Annotated in this window: 12 protein-coding genes; 11 read left to right on the top strand and 1 reads right to left on the bottom strand. The window is 35.1% G+C overall.

All coding sequences use genetic code 11. The features are described 5' to 3' along the window. Positions 1–160: 160 nt before the first annotated feature. The 10 genes from JQC67_RS09815 to JQC67_RS09770 all read left to right on the top strand — a co-directional run bounded on the left by JQC67_RS09815 (position 161) and on the right by JQC67_RS09770 (position 17,660). Positions 161–1,246: a glycosyltransferase family 9 protein gene (locus JQC67_RS09815; protein ID WP_203252636.1), complete on the top strand. Its 1,086-nt coding sequence runs from the start codon at positions 161–163 to the stop codon at positions 1,244–1,246. A 2-nt stretch (positions 1,247–1,248) separates the two neighbouring features. Beyond that, the gene (locus JQC67_RS09810) at positions 1,249–2,181 is read left to right on the top strand and encodes a glycosyltransferase family 2 protein (protein ID WP_203252635.1); all 933 of its coding nucleotides are present in this window, start codon (positions 1,249–1,251) and stop codon (positions 2,179–2,181) included. Then, entirely contained in the window at positions 2,181–2,741 is a 561-nt protein-coding gene (locus JQC67_RS09805; protein WP_203252634.1) for an L-threonylcarbamoyladenylate synthase, read from the top strand. The genes JQC67_RS09810 and JQC67_RS09805 overlap by 1 nt, the downstream gene beginning before the upstream one ends. A 92-nt stretch (positions 2,742–2,833) precedes the next feature. Continuing rightward, on the top strand, positions 2,834–4,258 hold the full coding sequence (locus JQC67_RS09800; RefSeq protein ID WP_203252633.1) for a CCA tRNA nucleotidyltransferase: 1,425 nt from the start codon (positions 2,834–2,836) through the stop codon (positions 4,256–4,258). A gap of 179 nt (positions 4,259–4,437) precedes the next feature. Further along, on the top strand, positions 4,438–11,925 hold the full coding sequence (locus JQC67_RS09795) for an Ig-like domain-containing protein (RefSeq protein WP_203252632.1): 7,488 nt from the start codon (positions 4,438–4,440) through the stop codon (positions 11,923–11,925). Further along, entirely contained in the window at positions 11,922–12,893 is a 972-nt protein-coding gene (locus JQC67_RS09790; protein ID WP_203252631.1) for a PorP/SprF family type IX secretion system membrane protein, read from the top strand. The genes JQC67_RS09795 and JQC67_RS09790 overlap by 4 nt, the downstream gene beginning before the upstream one ends. 12 nt (positions 12,894–12,905) lie before the next feature. Beyond that, positions 12,906–14,834, top strand: a complete 1,929-nt coding sequence (locus JQC67_RS09785; RefSeq protein ID WP_203252630.1) for an OmpA family protein — start codon at positions 12,906–12,908, stop codon at positions 14,832–14,834. A 147-nt stretch (positions 14,835–14,981) separates the two neighbouring features. Next, positions 14,982–16,016, top strand: a complete 1,035-nt coding sequence (locus tag JQC67_RS09780; RefSeq protein WP_203252629.1) for a COX15/CtaA family protein — start codon at positions 14,982–14,984, stop codon at positions 16,014–16,016. Positions 16,017–16,045: 29 nt separating this feature from the next. Further along, on the top strand, positions 16,046–16,540 hold the full coding sequence (locus JQC67_RS09775; RefSeq protein ID WP_203252628.1) for an IS1096 element passenger TnpR family protein: 495 nt from the start codon (positions 16,046–16,048) through the stop codon (positions 16,538–16,540). Positions 16,541–16,604: 64 nt separating this feature from the next. Continuing rightward, positions 16,605–17,660 carry a nucleoid-associated protein gene (locus JQC67_RS09770; RefSeq protein ID WP_203252627.1) on the top strand — a complete coding sequence of 352 codons (1,056 nt, stop codon included), beginning with the start codon at positions 16,605–16,607 and terminating at the stop codon, positions 17,658–17,660. 56 nt (positions 17,661–17,716) lie between these two features. Here the strand turns inward: JQC67_RS09770 and JQC67_RS09765 are convergent, their stop codons facing one another. Further along, complete coding sequence (locus JQC67_RS09765; RefSeq protein ID WP_203252626.1) at positions 17,717–18,799, bottom strand: hypothetical protein; 1,083 nt, start codon at positions 18,797–18,799, stop codon at positions 17,717–17,719. 79 nt (positions 18,800–18,878) lie between these two features. On the opposite strand from JQC67_RS09765, the gene JQC67_RS09760 reads away from it, so the two are divergent. After that, entirely contained in the window at positions 18,879–19,781 is a 903-nt protein-coding gene (locus tag JQC67_RS09760) for an ABC transporter ATP-binding protein (protein WP_203252625.1), read from the top strand.

Genomic DNA, 19,781 nt, shown 5'->3' with positions numbered 1-19,781 from the left:
TTACAAATGTAGTTTTTTGCATTTCATCTCCAATGAAGTTTATAATTTATCATGTTTTAAATTTAAAAAAATATTGAATTATTTGTATTAACTGCAGCTTTTGTAATCAAAGTACACGTATTTTTGGATGCTATAAACAGTATATTTACCCATGGCTCAAATGAAATTTTTAGTTATTCAACAAAAAATGATAGGAGATGTATTGGCCAGTACTGTAATTTGTGAGCGAATAAAATCGGTTTATCCTGATAGTATTGTTCATTTTGTAGCCAATCATAATACTTTGGCCGTTTTAGAAAACAATCCATTTATTGATAAAGTAATAGTATTTGAGCAGAAATATCGTTCTAATAAATCAGAGTTACTCAAATTTCTTAAATCAATTCGTAAGGAAGTATACCATGGCGTAATCGATGCTTATGGAAAAACAGAGAGTAATTTAATTTCACTATTTGCTAAATCAAAATTTAAGGTTTCACATACAAAATGGTATACCAAATGGATTTACTCTGATACCGTTCAAGAAAGCCTTAATACAAATGAAAAAGCACCCCTAGCCATTCATAATAGGTTACAATTATTAAATCCTATTCTGGGTGAAACCAATGAATTGGAATATTTTCCAAAAATACACCTAACGGATAAAGAGATTGAAATTGCACAATTAGAAGTGAACAACCTTAAAGAATTTGACAATCAAAAAATAATAATGATTGGAATTTTAGGCAGTAGCGCTCTGAAAACCTATCCTGAAAAGTATATGGCTGAAGTTCTAGATTACATTTGCACTCAAACTGATGCTAGATTACTCTTTAATTATATTCCCAATCAAAAAACAGAAGTGCTTGCCGTTTATCAAAAATGTAAAAAAGAAACCCAAGCTCGTATAGCAATAGATTTTTATGCTGAATCATTAAGAGGATTTCTAGCAATATTAGCTCAATGTACTGCATTAATTGGGAATGAAGGCGGAGCTGTAAATATGGCAAAAGCGCTTGGCATACCAACTTTTTGTATGTTTAGTCCCTTTATAATCAAAGGGGCTTGGCACAGCAAAAATTCAATTCAACATGTTGGTATTCATTTAAAAGATTATAAACCAGAATTATTTGAAGGCTTACAAAAGAAAGATATTAAAAAAAATATCGAAACATTGTATACATCTTTTGAGCCCAAAATATTTAAAACAGTACTTTCAAATTTTATTATCAAGAACACAAATTTTCAAAAAGAAGTTTCAGAATAAAAATGACAAGCACCCGTTACGATATCGCCATAATTATAATTAATTACAACTCGTCAGAGTATACAATTAATTGCATTGAGTCTGTTTTAAACAATACATCAACGCAACTCTCTTATCAAATTGTGGTTGTTGATAATGCTTCTGAAAAAGAAGATTTTGAAACATTGAAATCGTCAGTCTATTTGTTGAATTCTGATAAAATTAATATACATCGAAGTCGGATAAATACTGGGTTTGGTGGTGGAAATATGTTTGGTGTACAATTCGCAAATGCCGATTATTACCTTTTTTTAAACAACGACACACTTTTAACTTCTAACTGTATTTCAGAATGTTATGCGTTTTTAAAAAATACTCCAGATGCAGCCGTATGTGGCCCTCAAATAAATAATGAGAAGAATGAGAAGCAAATCAGTTTTGATCATTTTACCTCTTTTTGGCGTGAAGTATTAGGCAAGCAATTTGTTGAAATGGTATTTTCAAAACCTAATAGAAGAAAAGTATATTCTGAACCCATTTCGGTTGATTATGTGAACGGAAGTTTTATGCTTTTTAAAGCTGATGATTTTAATTTAGTTGGTGGCTTTGACACCAACTTGTTTTTATATTTTGAAGAAAGTGATATTTGCTATAGATTAAAGCAAAATGGCAAAAAAACTTACTTTATTCCCAATGCATCATATATACATTATCAAGGCAAAAGCATCGATAAAACAGGAATACCCATTGCTACTAAAATTGAATTAAAGACTTCAATGTTTTATGTTATCCGAAAAAATTATGGCTATTTGCATTATCAAATGCTTCGCTGTTTTTTTGTTGTTAGATACGGATTAACATCTATAATAAAACCAAAATATTTCAAACTTTTTACAAGAATATTAATTGGACTTCCGTTAGGTAAATCAATAAAACATAATCAGATAATTCAGTAATGACTGACGAAATTAACAAAGCTATTGAAGTACTTCAAAATGGAGGCCTTCTACTCTACCCTACCGATACCGTATGGGGCATTGGTTGTGATGCCACCAATGAAGAAGCTGTGAAAAAAGTTTATGCGCTTAAAAAAAGAATGGATTCAAAAGCACTTATTTGTTTAGTCGCCAATGATTTCATGTTAGAAAGACATATTACCAATGTACCTGAAGTTGCCTGGGATATTATCGACCTTGCTGAAAAACCAACAACAATTATATTTGATAAGCCTAAGGGTATTGCTAAAAACCTAATTGCTGAAGATGATTCTTTAGCTATCCGAATTGCATCTGATAAGTTTTGTCAATACTTGATTAACAAATTTAAAAAACCTATTGTTTCTACTTCTGCTAATGTTTCTGGATCTCCAACCCCTAAATCATTTGATGAAATAAGTGAGTATATTTTAAAAGGAGTTGACTATGTGGTAAATTTGAACCGCGATAAAAAAAATGGCCCTCCTTCATCAATTATAAAATTGGCTAATGATGGTACCGTTAAAGTAATTCGCAATTAATTGAATATTCTTTATAATAAGAATAATACAACTATGCTTTATAGAAAATATGACTCAAGAACTTTCATATTCTCTAATGCAATGAAAAACATATGAGTTTACCACAATTTAAAGAAGCACTACAAAACCCAATTTTTAAGATAATTGCAGAAGCTGCAACCGAACTTGAATTAGATTGTTATGTGATTGGTGGATTTGTACGAGACTATCTATTACAAAGAGGAAGTCCTAAAGACATTGACATTGTGGCTGTTGGTAGCGGTATTGAACTTGCCCAAAAAGTAGCGTCAAAATTAGATGGTAAACCGCAAGTTTCTATTTTTAAAAACTTCGGTACTGCAATGGTAAAACACCATGATGTTGAAGTTGAATTTGTAGGCGCTAGAAAAGAAAGTTATCACAGAGATAGCCGAAAACCAATTGTGGAGAATGGTACTTTAGAAGATGATCAAAAGCGACGAGATTTCACTATTAACGCACTGGCATTATCATTAAATAAAAATAATTACGGAGAATTATCAGATCCATTTAATGGAGTTTCCGATTTAGAAAAATGCATCATAAAAACGCCTCTTGAACCAGGAATTACATACTCTGATGACCCATTACGCATGATGAGAGCAATTCGATTTGCTACTCAACTAAACTTTAAAATTGAAGGGCAATCGTTACGGGCAATTTCGGAGAATAAAGAGCGATTAAAAATAATTTCTAATGAGCGAATTGTTGATGAACTTCATAAAATATTATTGAGTAAAAAACCTTCTCAAGGTTTTAGTCTATTGCATAAAACGGAATTATTAGCTTACATTTTACCTGAATTGGTAGCGTTACAAGGTATTGAAGAAATAGAAGGTCAACGGCACAAAGACAATTTCTGGCACACCTTAGAGGTGGTAGATAACATTTGTGAAACGACCGATAATTTATGGTTACGATGGTCTGCATTACTTCATGACATTGGAAAAGCGCCAACCAAAAAGTTTCATAAAAAAATTGGATGGACATTTCATGGGCATGAGTTTATTGGATCTAAAATGGTCTACAAAATTTTCAAGCGGTTGCGCATGCCGCTGAATGACAAAATGAAGTTTGTTCAGAAAATGGTACGCATGAGTTCAAGACCTATTGTGCTGGCTGAAGAATTTGCTACAGACTCCGCAGTACGCAGGTTAGTATTTGACGCAGGTGATAATGTTGAGGATTTAATGACCTTATGTGAAGCTGATATCACAACTAAAAATACTCGAAAGCAAAAAAAATACAAAAGTAATTTTGAGCTTGTGCGTCAAAAAATTATAGAAGTTGAAAATAGAGATCAAATTAGAAATTTTCAGCCTCCTGTCTCTGGTGAAGAAATAATGAAAACGTTCGGTTTAAAGCCATCCAAAGAAATAGGTATAATTAAAGAAGCAATAAAAGAAGCTATACTTGAAGGTGAAATTCCGAATGAGCATCAGGCCGCAATAGAATTTATGCTATTAAAAGGCAAGGAGTTAGGGCTTAAAGTATTTTAAATTCGTTCCCTATAGCCCACACATTCTACTGGCTATACCCCTATTAATCGACTATTTACAACATTTAATTTAAGAGAGCATATCGTAAGTTTATATTTACAAAGCAAACTATAGGTGTTAACCTATGATTTGATATTCAATTAGTTGGGCGAACAATTAATCAAGAACTTATTTAAGAATTGAGAAATCTAATCAATCTCATAGCACTAGTCACTTGCCTTACTTTATGGTCTAATTCTTTGTACTCTCAACAGAGTACAGGTTGGACGGTGAAGAGTGCTAACGTATGGGAATCTTTGAGTTCTGATGGCCTAGTACGCATAGAGGCCAGTGTCGGTGGCGGTACATCTATTGAAGGTTTAGAAGTCATGGGCTGTACAGGATCTGCTACGTATAGTGACGCGGCTATTTTTGGTAGTACTTCATTAGAGATTGAAGTTGACGGCGGAACCCTCGATACGGTTCAATTTTCCTTTTTTGACACAGATGATAATCAAGTATATATCATTGCCCCCATACTTCATGTTGATAGAGTGGGCGCTGCCGCGTTATTAGGGGCTTCGACCGGTGTATTTACAATGACTAATGGCACATGGACTGAACTTAGTTCAAATGGGACTATTTTTGAATCTAACGCTAATACCTTCAACGCAAATAGAAGTGCTCTACTTAATTTAGGTGCTGATGAATGTGGCTCTGGTACAAATCCAGCTAGAGCTGGTGGAAGTTTGCAAATAAATTCTCCAGTACAATCCATCAATATGAGCGCTACATTAAGCGGCGGATTAATTGCTGGGAATGAAGTGGTGGAATTTGTTCTATCAAATCTAATTATTGCAGAACCATCTTTAGAGACAACCAAAACTGTTGTAGAAAATTTTAGCACGCCGATTGCTACAGGTGATACTGTTGATTACGTAATCACTGTTGAAAACACAGGTAATGTACCTGTTGACAATATTACGCTAAATGATAATTTAACTGATGTTGATGGGAATGCATTGTCCATTGGAACAATCACTTATACTGGAGCCACATTAAGTTCTGCCGAAGGACATCTTGAAGTTGATGAAATAGCTACCTATACTGTAACATATTCTTTAAATCAACCAGAAATAGATTCCGGTGGAATAATAAACCAAGTAACAGCATCGGGTACCGCACTTTTCGGATCCGAAATTGTCACAGATATCTCTGATGATGGTGATGATACAGATTTAAATATAGAAGACGATCCTACAGAAAGCTTTTTTCCTGCACCCGAAGATGATAGTACTTCGGTGGATGAAGATTCTAATATAAATATACTCGTTACAGCAAATGATGATTTCAGCGGAAATGGCCCATCAAGCACGACTATTGTAATTGCTACAAACCCTTCAAATGGAACTGCTTCTGTTAATGATAATGGCTCATCTACCAATCCTATAGACGACTTTATAGAATATACGCCAGCTGCCGATTTCAATGGCACCGACACTTTTACTTATATAATTACTGATACAAAAGGGTATGCTGCTGATGCTACGGTTACCATAACGGTAAATCCTATTGCGGATGCTGTGGATGATTCGTTTACTGTTGATGAAGATACTGTTCTCAGTGAAGATGTTTCTACTTCCGATACCCACACTACTGCTACAACTTATGCACTAAATACTGATGCTACAAATGGAACCGTATTAATGGCTACCGACGGAACTTTTACCTATACGCCTGATGCTGATTTCAACGGAACGGATTCTTTTACTTATGATGTTACCGACATTAATAGTTTGACTGAAACGGCGACGGTAACGATTACTGTTAACCCTATTGCGGATGCAGTCGATGATACTTTTAGTACTGATGAAGATACTGTCCTCAACGAATTTGTTTCGACTTCCGATACACATACTACCGCGACGACTTATGTATTAAATACAGATGCAAGTAATGGAACTGTCACTTTAAATAGTGACGGAACTTTTACCTATACGCCAAATGCTGATTTTAACGGAACGGATTCTTTTACCTATGATGTTACGGATATTAATGCTGATACGGAAACGGCTACAGTTACCATAACGGTAAATCCAATTGCAGATGCAGTTGATGATTCGTTTAGTACTGATGAAGATACGGTCTTAAATGAAGATGTTTCGACTTCCGATACCCACACTAATGCTACCACTTATGCTTTAAATACTGATGCCACCAATGGCACAGTAGTAATGGCTTCTGACGGAACCTTTACCTATACACCTGATGCTGACTTTAACGGAACGGATTCTTTTACTTATGATGTTACTGATATCAATGCTTTAACAGAAACTGCTACGGTAACGATTACTGTTAATCCGATTGCGGATGCTGTGGATGATACTTTTAGTACTGATGAAGATACGGTGCTTAGTGAAGATGTTTCTACTTCCGATACACATAGTACCGCGACGACTTATGCTCTAAATGCAGATGCCACCAATGGTGCAGTTGTAATGGCTGCTGACGGGACTTTTACCTATACGCCTGATGCTGATTTTAATGGAACGGATTCTTTTACTTACGATGTTACTGATATCAATGCTTTAACAGAAACGGCTACGGTTAGCATTACAGTTAATCCTATTGCGGATGCTGTTGATGATTCGTTTACTGTCGATGAAGATACGGTCTTAAATGAAGATGTTTCTACTAACGATACACATACTACCGCGACGACTTATGCACTAAATACAGATGCCAGCAATGGTACTGTGGTGATCGCTTCTGACGGAACTTTCACCTATACGCCAAATGCTGATTTTAACGGAACGGATTCCTTTACTTATGATGTTACTGATATTAACTCTTTAACAGAAACAGCTACAGTTACCATCACTGTTAATCCGATTGCGGATGCTGTTGATGATTCGTTTACTGTCGATGAAGATACGGTCTTAAATGAAGATGTGTCTACTTCCGATACCCATACCACGGCTACTACCTATGCTCTAAAAACAGATGCTAGTAATGGTACTGTGGTGATGGCCACCGACGGAACTTTTACCTATACCCCTGATGCGGATTTTAATGGAACGGATTCCTTTACCTATGATGTAACGGATATTAATGGTGCTACTGAAACAGCTACGGTTACTATTACCGTCAATCCGATTGCGGATGCTGTTGATGATTCGTTTACTGTCGATGAAGATACTGCACTAAGTGAAGATGTTTCTACTTCCGATACACATACCACGGCTACTACCTATGCTCTAAATACTGATGCCACCAATGGTGCAGTTGTAATGGCTGCAGATGGAACTTTTACTTATACGCCAAATGCTGATTTTAACGGAACGGATTCCTTTACTTATGATGTTACTGATATTAACTCTTTAACAGAAACAGCTACAGTTACCATCACTGTTAATCCGATTGCGGATGCTGTTGATGATTCGTTTACTGTCGATGAAGATACGGTCTTAAATGAAGATGTGTCTACTTCCGATACCCATACCACGGCTACTACCTATGCTCTAAAAACAGATGCTAGTAATGGTACTGTGGTGATGGCCACCGACGGAACTTTTACCTATACCCCTGACGCTGATTTTAATGGAACAGATTCGTTTACCTATGATGTTACTGACATCAATGCTTTAACGGAAACGGCTACAGTTACCATTACTGTTAATCCTATTGCGGATGCGGTTGATGATACTTTTAGTGTCAATGAAGATACCGTGCTTAGTGAGGATGTTTCTACTTCCGATACCCACACTACTGCTACATCTTATGTTTTAAATACAGATGCTAGTAATGGTACTGTGGTGATGGCTGCCAATGGAACTTTTACCTATACCCCTGACGCTGATTTTAATGGAACAGATTCTTTTACCTATGATGTAACTGATATTAATAGTTTAACGGAAACGGCTACCGTTACTATTACGGTAAATCCTATCGCAGATGCGGTGGATGATGCTTTTAGTGTGGATGAAGATACTGTTCTAAACGATGATGTTTCTACTTCCGATTCCCACACTACTGCTACCTCTTATGCATTAAATACTGATGCTTCAAACGGAGCTGTAATCATGGCTTCTGACGGAACCTTTACCTATACACCTGATGCTGATTTTAACGGAACGGATTCTTTTACTTACGATGTTACTGATATCAATGCTTTAACAGAAACGGCTACGGTAACCATAACTGTAAATCCAATTGCAGATGCAGTGGATGATTCGTTTACTGTCGATGAAGATACCATCCTCAACGAAGATGTTTCAACTTCCGATACACATACTGCAGCTACAACCTATGCTTTAAATACTGATGCCACCAATGGCACAGTAGTAATGGCTTCTGACGGAACCTTTACCTATACACTTGATGCTGACTTTAACGGAACGGATTCTTTTACCTATGATGTTACGGATATTAATGCTGATACGGAAACGGCTACAGTTACCATAACGGTAAATCCAATTGCAGATGCAGTTGATGATTCGTTTAGTACTGATGAAGATACGGTGCTTAGTGAAGATGTTTCTACTTCCGATACACATACCACCGCTACCACTTATGCTTTAAATACTAATGCTTCAAACGGAGCTGTAATCATGGCTTCTGACGGAACCTTTACCTATACACCTGATGCTGACTTTAACGGAACGGATTCTTTTACCTATGATGTTACGGATATTAATGCTGATACGGAAACGGCTACAGTTACCATAACGGTAAATCCTATTGCGGATGCAGTGGATGATACTTTTAGTACTGATGAAGATACGGTCTTAAATGAAGATGTTTCGACTTCCGATACCCACACTAATGCTACCACTTATGCTTTAAATACTGATGCCACCAATGGCACAGTAGTAATGGCTTCTGACGGAACCTTTACCTATACACCTGATGCTGACTTTAACGGAACGGATTCTTTTACTTATGATGTTACTGATATCAATGCTTTAACAGAAACGGCTACGGTTACTATCACAGTTAATCCTATTGCGGATGCTGTTGATGATTCGTTTACTGTCGATGAAGATACTGTACTCAGTGAAGATGTTTCTACTTCTGATACACATACCACGGCTACGACTTATGCTCTAAATGCAGATGCTACAAATGGAACGGTGGTGATGGCTGCTGACGGAACTTTTACCTATACCCCTGATGCGGATTTTAATGGAACGGATTCCTTTACCTATGATGTAACGGATATTAATGGTGCTACTGAAACAGCTACGGTTACTATTACCGTCAATCCGATTGCGGATGCTGTTGATGATTCGTTTACTGTCGATGAAGATACTGTACTCAGTGAAGATGTTTCTACTTCTGATACACATACCACGGCTACGACTTATGCTCTAAATGCAGATGCTACAAATGGAACGGTGGTGATGGCTGCTGACGGAACTTTTACCTATACCCCTGATGCTGATTTTAATGGTACGGATTCCTTTACTCATGATGTTACTGATATTAATGCTGCTACTGAAACGGCCACGGTTACCATCACCGTTAATCCTATTGCGGATGCAGTTGATGATACTTTTAGTGTGGATGAAGATATGGTTCTCAACGAAGATGTTTCGACTTCCGATACCCATACCACGGCTACTACCTATGCTCTAAAAACAGATGCTAGTAATGGTACTGTGGTGATGGCCACCGACGGAACTTTTACCTATACCCCTGACGCTGATTTTAATGGAACAGATTCGTTTACCTATGATGTTACTGACATCAATGCTTTAACGGAAACGGCTACAGTTACCATTACTGTTAATCCGATTGCGGATGCTGTGGATGATACTTTTAGTACTGATGAAGATACGGTGCTTAGTGAAGATGTTTCTACTTCCGATACACATACCACCGCTACCACTTATGCTTTAAATACTGATGCTACAAATGGAACGGTGGTGATGGCTGCTGACGGAACTTTTACCTATACCCCTGTTGCTGATTTCAATGGAACGGATTCCTTTACTTATGATGTTGAAGATATTAATGGACTAACAGAAATTGCTTCAGTTTCTATAACCATTAACCCAATTTCGGAAGCAGTTAACGACACTTATACTGTTGACGAAGATACCGTCTTAAATGAAGATGTATCTACAAATGACACACATTCAACGGTCGCAACATACACCCTAAATACCAATGTCACAAATGGCAATGTAATTATCGCTGCGAACGGAACATTTAACTACACGCCCAATGCAGATTATAACGGAACAGATTCGTTTACGTATAATGTTACTGACATAAATAGTTTGACTGAAACGGCTACTGTAACCATTACCGTAAGTCCGATTGCAGATACAGTGGATGATACTTTCTCAACAAATGAAGATACAACCTTAAATGAAGATGTATCTACAAATGACTTACATACTACGGCTACCATTTATGTTTTAAATACAGATGCAGCTAATGGAACTGCAGTAATACAAAACGATGGAACATTTTCTTATTCTCCGAATCCGAATTTTACTGGAAATGATTTCTTTACCTACGATGTTACGGACATTAATGGCTTGATTGAAACTGCAACAGTCAACATAACTGTTATCCCTGTAAATAATGGTTCTCCACTTGTGCCCGTCCTTAATATTAATCCAATTACAACTGATAATATTATAAATGAAGCTGAAGCCACAACTATTATTTTGGTAAGTGGCATGGTTACCGGGGATTTTAATGCTGGTGACATTGTAACCTTAACAGTTAATGAAGTTCAATTTACACAAAGTGTTGATGCTTCCGGAGCTTTTGAAATATTAATTTCAGGTAATGAATTGGTCTTAGATAGTGATTCAATTATTGCTGGTATACTTTCAACCTCAGACACCTTTGGAAATACAGGTACAGCTACCACCCAACACCAATATGATGTTCTAATTAATGCACCTGTAGTAAATAGCTTTACGACACCTGATAGCTCTCCTATAATAACTGGCTTCGGTAGCGCCAATGAAATATTAACTATCCAGATTGACTTTAATCAAGATTCCGTTTTTGATGTCACCTATAATGTAACCACCGATTCTTCAGGTAATTGGCAAGTAGATACTAGTGCAGCGATTCCTGAAACTGGCACATATAGCGATATGCCCTCTGGTACAATACTCGATATTACAGCGACAGACCAAGCAGGAAATGAAGGTGCTGGTAGAGTTATTATTGAATATGTGGTTGACCTCGACACTGATAATGATGGATTACTTGATACGGAAGAAGAAATAATTGGAACAGACCCAAACAATCCTGATACCGATGGAGACAGAATAAATGATGGACAAGAGGTTCTTGATGGCACTGACCCACTAGACCCTTGCGATTCTTTTGGTGGCACTCCTCCTCCAGACGCGCCGTGCGATATTTATATTGAAAACGACATGGTAAATCCAAGTGATTTAATGAATGGAAAATTTGAAATAATCAATGTTCATTTATTTCCTGAAAATTCAGTTGAGATTCATAATCGATGGGGACAACTCGTATGGCAAACCGAAACTTATGACAACGTAAACAATGCCTTTGATGGAAATTCAAAAGGACAAATTGCAATTCCTCAGAATAAAAAACTTCCATCTGGCGTGTACTTTTATCGTATTAATTATGTCTCAAATAATGAAGACAAAGTATTAAAAGGTTATTTATATATAAATAGATGATGAATTATCTGAAATCATATAACCTAAAAATAAGTAGACTAGTCTTTTTGACTGTACTTCTGTTCGGCGTATGGGTAAATCTTACGGCGCAACAAGATGCGCAATACACCCAATACATGTACAATACAATGGCGGTAAATCCTGCATACGCAGGAACTAGAGGGCCAATTGGAATTTCTCTTTTACACCGATCTCAATGGATTGGAACTGATGGCGGACCAAATACACAAACTTTAAACATCAATGGGCCAGTTAATGAAAAAGTGGGAATTGGACTTTCAGTTGTTCATGATGAAATAGGAAATAACACAAATCAAAACACACAATTTGACGCCGTTTTTTCATACACTATTGCAACATCAGAAAGCAAAAATCTTTCGTTTGGATTAAAGGCTGGGGGCCATTTTCTAAATATAGATTTCAACAAGCTAAGAAATTACAATGCCAGTGCCACACCGGTTACAAGTAGTTCACTCTATAAAAAGTTTTCACCAAATATTGGAGCAGGTGTTTATTATCACACACCTAAATTCTATGCGGGCTTATCAATTCCTAACTTACTAGAAACTGAACATTTTGATAATTCGAGTACCAGTAGAACTGCAATCGCACATCAAAAAATGAATTGGTATCTAATATCGGGTTATGTCTTTGATTTAAGTACAAGCCTAAAATTTAAACCCGCAATCTTAATAAAAGGTATTGACGGTGGCCTTTTTCAAACTGATGTTTCTGCTAATTTTTTAATCAATGATAAATTTACATTGGGTGCTGCATATAGATTAGATTCTGCTTTGAGTGCTCTTTTTGGTTTTCAAATGACTAAACAATTCATGCTTGGTTTAGCCTATGACAGAGAGGTTTCACAGTTAGGTGGAACTCGTTTTAATGATGGTTCCTTCGAAATTTTCCTTCGCTATGAATTTATCAAAAATGGTAAAATTGATTTAACCCCTAGATTTTTCTAAAAAGCCATGGACATGAAATCAATACGAACATATCATATTTTATTCTTAATCTTCTTTATACACGCCTTGGGCTCATCCCAAGAAAAAAAGAGAAAGGCTACGAATGACAATTTTGATGCATATGCTTATATGGTTCCGATTGAATCTTATGAAAGCCTATTGAAAAAAGGTTACAATGAATCAATCATCTATAAAAAACTAGGTAACCAAAATTTTTTAAGTGCTAACTATGATGTAGCAACCTACTGGTATGAAAAATTAGTAAACCTTAATGAAACTGATATAGAACCTGATTATTTATATCGATACTCTTTATCCTTAAAATCAATTAAGAAATATGAAGAAGCTAACCTTTGGATGGAGAAATTTAGAAAAGCAAAAAACCAAGATTTAAGAGCCGGCCTATATGCATTGAATACTGATTATTTAAAAGATATTACCATACCAACGGATCAATATACCATTGAAAATTTTAGCTCAATTAACTCCTCTGAATCTGACTTCGCCCCTTCTTATCTTTTAGAAAACATAGTGTTCGCTACCACTAGAGATTTAGAATCTGAAGCAGACTATAATGACTTAGTTTATTCCAATTTATATAAAGCTGAGTTCACTGAAAATAAAGAAAGTGTTAGCTTAAAAAAGTTCTCAGAAAACATCAATACAAAGGCGAACGAATCTTCAACTGCCTTTAGTACAGATGGTAAAACTGTGTACTTCACGAGAAACAATTTTGAAAAAAACAACTTCAAAAGAGATAAGAACGGAATAAGTCGATTAAAAATTTACACTGCATCATTTGAAGCTGACGCTTGGACAAATGAAATAGAATTACCTTTTAATAGTACCGATTATTCAGTTGCTCACCCTTCACTCAATAGTACTGGTACAAAATTATATTTTGTTTCAGACATGCCTGGCGGTAAAGGAGCTTCTGACATTTATGTGGTTGACGTACTAGCAGATGGCAGTTATGGAATTCCTCAAAATCTTGGTGCTCCGATTAATACAGAAGGAAAAGAAACTTTCCCGTTTATCTCAGAATCTGAAACTTTATATTTTGCTTCGGATGGGCATCCTGGTCTTGGCGGTCTTGATTTGTTCAAAGTAAGTTTAAAGGATAAAAAGAGCATACATAATTTAGGAAGTCCGATCAATAGCTCTGAAGATGATTTTTCAATTGTTATGGATGCCGCTGAAGAAAACGGTTTCTTTGCATCAAATCGAAATGGTGGCCAAGGTAGTGATGATATATATCGTTTAGCACTCCGAAAAAATGAATGTTTTACATTTATTAATGGTATCGCGGTAGATAAAGATTCTGACACGCCGTTGGCAGAAACCAACATAATTGCATATAACAATGACGGAGAAGAAATTGCTCAAAGTCAAACAACCTCTGATGGTACTTATACCATTCGAATTCCTTGCCAAGAAAAGCAATATCAATTAACAGGTACTAAAGAAGGTTACGAAGATGGCAGCTTATTTATGCTAACATCACCAGAAGAAAAACAAATTAATGCTACTCAATTAAAGCTTGAAGAGTCTAGCAAAGTAGCTAATGTGGGATCAGATTTAGTTAAAATTCTGAAATTGACCCCTATATATTTTGATTTGAATAGTTCGTATATAAGAACTGATGCTTACGCTGAATTAGATAAAGTAATTGATTATATGCTACGCAGACCAGAAGTCATAATTGAAGTTGGCTCTCATACTGATAGTCGTGAGCAAGATAATTACAACCTTTGGTTATCTGAACGTAGAGCAAAGCGCACCGTGGAATATATTCTCTCAAAAGGTATTTCAACTGACCGAATTACAGGCAAAGGCTATGGTGAAACTCAATTAACCAACCATTGTCGAAACGGAATGCCCTGTTCTGATAAAGACCACCAATTGAATAGAAGATCTGAGTTTATTGTTATAGAAAAATAATAAAACACTTCCTTTCAGGTCAAATTTTAAAATGCATTTTAGGCGGATTAAATGCTATACGCTAAAAGGAGATTTTGATATAAAGTTTCATTTCTGCACCAACTTACCGACGAAAGAATTGTAATTTTGTAGTCCTCAATAGTTGAAATGCAACAGAGTTTTCGAAGAACAGCTAAAATATCTTTGGTCCTTGTTTATTTGGTCATTATTGCTGGTGCAGTAGTTCGAATGACAGGTAGTGGAATGGGTTGCCCTGATTGGCCCAAGTGTTTCGGCCATTACATACCCCCTACTGAAATTTCAGAGATTGAATGGCATCCTGAAATTGAAATTAAAAAGGGTCAAATAATTATTGTTGATGAAACACTTCAGGTTTCAAAACATAATTTTAGAACAACCTCATCCTTTGATAAAAACAATTGGGAAGCCTATACTAAACATGAATACGCTGAATTCAACGCCACACATACCTGGATCGAATATGTCAATAGATTATTTGGTGCATTAGCCGGATTTGGAACTTTAATTTTAGCGCTTCTTTCTTTACGGTATTGGAAAACAAACAAAACATTAACTATAATTTCTTGGCTTACTGTTTTTGCTATGGGCTTTCAAGGTTGGTTAGGTGCCACCGTTGTTTATTCCGTTTTAGAGCCCGTAAAAATCACCATTCATATGATGATGGCCTTGGTAATCGTATTTTTATTAATCTACCTCGTTTATAAATCTAAGGATAGAAAATTCGTAAATACCAAAAAAAACAATATCGGCGTATTAGTTAGTATAGCTTTATTTCTTACGTTAATTCAGATTGTTCTCGGCACGCAAGTAAGACAATTTGTAGATGAGCAAATTGACCTTATAGGCTACGATGCGAAAGAACTTTGGTTGCAAAATGTTACAGTGCAGTTCTATATACACCGAACATTTTCTGTTTTAGTTGTTTTGCTAAATGTTTACCTCTTGTATCGCATACGATCTAAAAATTTAGGTTTTGATAAAATTAATTGGATAATTTCTCTAATAGGATTAGAGGTTTTAACAGGAATTCTTATGTATTATATGGATTTCCCTTTTTCTACGCAGGCATTACATTTGGTTTTGGCAAGTATTCTTTGTGGAGTTCAATATTATTTGCTGTTGGAAGTATTTAATGCCAATAAAAGTCATAAATCTTCGTAACTTTGCGAACTTCCCTAAACGGAAAATTGATGATTTACAAGATCAGAATTATATTAGATACAGCTGAAGATATCTTTAGAGATATTGAAATTGATGAGGACAATTCACTTGAAGAATTGCACAATGCCATAACCCAAGCTTTTGGCTTTTTGGGTAATGAAATGGCCTCATTTTACACCTGTGATGAAGAATGGAATCAAGATGAAGAAATTGCGCTTTTTGACATGAGTGACAGTGGTTCTGATGTTCGATTAATGAATGAAACCTTTTTAGAAGATTTCTTAAGCGAAAATAATCCGAAATTGATTTATGTTTACGATTTTATGAGCATGTGGACCTTCTTTGTTGAATTAGCTGATATTGTTGAAAAGGAAGATGGCCGAACATACCCAAACCTATTGTTCACTTTTGGTGAAGTACCAGATTCTCCGCCAGAGAAAAATTTTAAATCTGATCCTACGGAGTTAGATGAAGAATATTTAGGCAATTATGACGACTTAGATTTTGATGAGAATTGGAATTAATAAATTGCCAATTACAACTGAAAATTACCACATATAATTCACCTTAAATAACTCAGAATTAGAAATGATAAATCTCTATCCTACTCAAATTGAAAGTCTATCATTGCATCGTGTGGGCAATAAAAACAAAAGCGAGAGTTTATTTCTTTCTGATGAAGCATTCACACTTAATGATGAAATAGCCGGACTTTTAAAAGAATATTTCTTTAAGCCTTTTCGTGAAAAAGAAGAGAACTATTTCAAATTAGCTAATGAAGTAGATATCGAATTCAATGAGATTTACAAACTGGCTAACGAGATTTTTGAAAATCCAGATTCAATACATAGTTGCTCAAAGAAAATTGCTAAGTTTCTATACGATCAAGGGGATCATCCACATATTAAAAGTGGTGAATTATACGTAAGTTATTTGCACGATGTCATTCTTGACAATAAAAAAACCGATGCCATTGGTATTTTTAAAAGTGAATTGAAGCAAGATTTTTTACAGTTTGATGAAAAGAGTAACAATCTTGATTTACTTATAGAACAAGGTATAAACATTAATAAATTAGATAAGGGCTGCATTATTTTCAATGCGGATAAAGAAGAAGGTTATAAAGTTTTATCAGTTGATAGTAACCGTTATGACACCAAATATTGGTTAGAAAATTTCTTAGGCTTAGTGCCCTTAACCGATGATAATTTCTTGACAAAAAACTATCTTAAATTCTGTCAAAATTTTGCGAAAGATGTGGTTTTACCTGCCGAAGACAAACAGCAGGAAGTTTTGTTTATGAACAAAGCGGTAAACCATTTTGCCAAAAATGATTCGTTTGAAGAAACTAACTTTTTGAATGAGGTAATGGATAATCCTGAATTAATACCTGAATTCAAACATTATAAAGTTGAAAAAGGACCTAAGTATAGTATTGAAGATGTTTCCAATTTTGACATTGCCAATAAAGCTGTTTCTGTCGCTAGAAAAAAAATAAAAAGTGTAATTAATTTAGATACTAATATTCAGATTAAATTGGACTTTGTAAATCCTGAATCAGCAGAAAAATTTGTTGAAAAAGGCTGGGATGAAGAAAGACAAATGTATTACTATCTAGTGTATTTTAATAAGGAGAATAATTAGAAAATATTAAGCTTAATTGCCCAATCAAAAGACGTAACACACTTAATTACAAGTGTTTATAGTTTAATATTATTCTCTATTATCTGTTTTACACTCACATCTTCATAATTTCGTCTTACAAAGTTTAAAGCAAGATCCAATACCTCGCCCATGGTCTGACATTTGCTAAAGTTAGAATCAGAAGTAAGTTCTTCTATTTGCTCTTTTAGCATTGAAATATTCTCATCTGTAGATATAAGATCTGCTTTACAAATGACTCTTAATTTCTTAATTCTATTCCCTGAACTCAAAATACGTTTGGCAACCATAGAACGTTCTTCCAATTTGTATTGATCTACAGAATCTCTAAGCAACTTATTCCGTACAAGTTCAACCATTTGAAAATTCTCTTTAAAAAACTGAGGTCGATATACTTTTAGTTTACCTTCAAAACATTGCTGATCAAAATCTATTGCTCTAATTTTATAAACAACATGATCAAAATCATGGGTTGGCACAATCACGTAATTGTAAGAACGCATATCACCCAATAAACGAATCATACAGCGTTCATTAAACTTAACAAACTCTTTTGCCAGTTGAGACTTCTCTGGTTCTGAGCAAGTTGGCAACATATTTTTAATAAACTCATCGCCTGGTATTCCTGCAATATGTTCCTCAATTAAGGTGTCCTTATATACCAAAAAGTTAAGGTTATAAGGTGATAACATATGCTCTAATTCCAAACCATAAATACGAGATGCATCGGTTTTTTTTATGTAGAAATACGTGAAATTATCATTAAGAATATTTCTAATTTTAATACGAAACGGCTTAGAATTTCCGAACGTACAAAAGTCAACTGCATCAACATTTAAATATTGGTTGATATTATTACTACCATCAGAATGTAAAATAGAGTATACTTTTTTTAGACTATCATCTATTTCTTTTCTTTCAAACTCAGAATAATATACCCGAATCCATAAAGTATCTTGTTCATTCTTGTCGTATAACACTACTGATCCTGAAAAACGTAAGAGATCTTCATAAAAAATAGGTATCTCTATTTTTCGACTATAATGCTCTAAATAACCATCTAACTCCTTACTAACAGGGTAGGCAGGTTTCTTTTTTGACATCAATTTTTCGTCAGACATACTTTTATTTCTTATGGGATTGTAACAAATTTAGGCTTTCTTCGTCAACTATTAAGAACGATTGTAAAGCCATTATATTTTGGAAAAAATTCTCACTGTACAAAACCTTACTAAAAAATTTGGACATCTAACTGCTGTAAACGACCTTTCATTCACTATTGAAAAGGGTAATGTTTACGGTATTTTAGGACCCAATGGAAGCGGAAAATCAACCACCCTAGGCATTGTACTAAATGTGGTAAATAGAACTAAAGGAGAATTTTCATGGTTTAATGGTAATACCTCAACCCATGAAGCCTTAAAAAAAGTTGGTGCTATTATTGAACGCCCAAACTTTTACCCTTATATGACAGCAGCTCAAAATTTAAAATTGGTATGCAAAATAAAGGAAGTTTCTACTGATAAAGTTGATGAAAAACTAGAATTGGTTGGTTTGTTAGATCGAAAAAATAGCAAATTTAAAACCTATTCCTTAGGTATGAAACAGCGATTAGCAATTGCTTCTGCCCTATTAAACGATCCGGAAATTTTGATTTTAGATGAACCTACAAATGGGTTAGACCCACAAGGCATTCATCAAATTAGAGAGATTATTAAAAAAATTGCCGCACAGGGCACCACCATACTACTTGCCTCTCACCTTTTAGATGAAGTTGAAAAAGTTTGTAGTCATGTGGTAATTCTTCGAAAAGGAGTAAAATTGTATTCAGGACGCGTTGATGGTATGTTGGCGAGTCATGGATTTTTTGAATTGAAATCAAAAGATAATGGTGCGTTGGAAGCTTATCTAAAAACCAATGCTAGTTTTGGAGAAATTAAACTAGAAAACGGTTTATTAACCGCATTTCTAAAAGAAGAATTAGACCCTGGAACTTTAAATAAACTGCTTTTAGATAAAGGAATCATTCTCTCACATTTGGTCAAAAGAAAAGAAAGCCTAGAAGAACAATTCTTAGAATTAACAAAAAATCAATCAAATTAA

Origin of the sequence: Aurantibacter crassamenti (assembly GCF_016811105.1) — a bacterium.
Classification (GTDB): domain Bacteria; phylum Bacteroidota; class Bacteroidia; order Flavobacteriales; family Flavobacteriaceae; genus Aurantibacter_A; species Aurantibacter_A crassamenti.
This window is presented reverse-complemented; position numbering and strand designations above follow the sequence as displayed.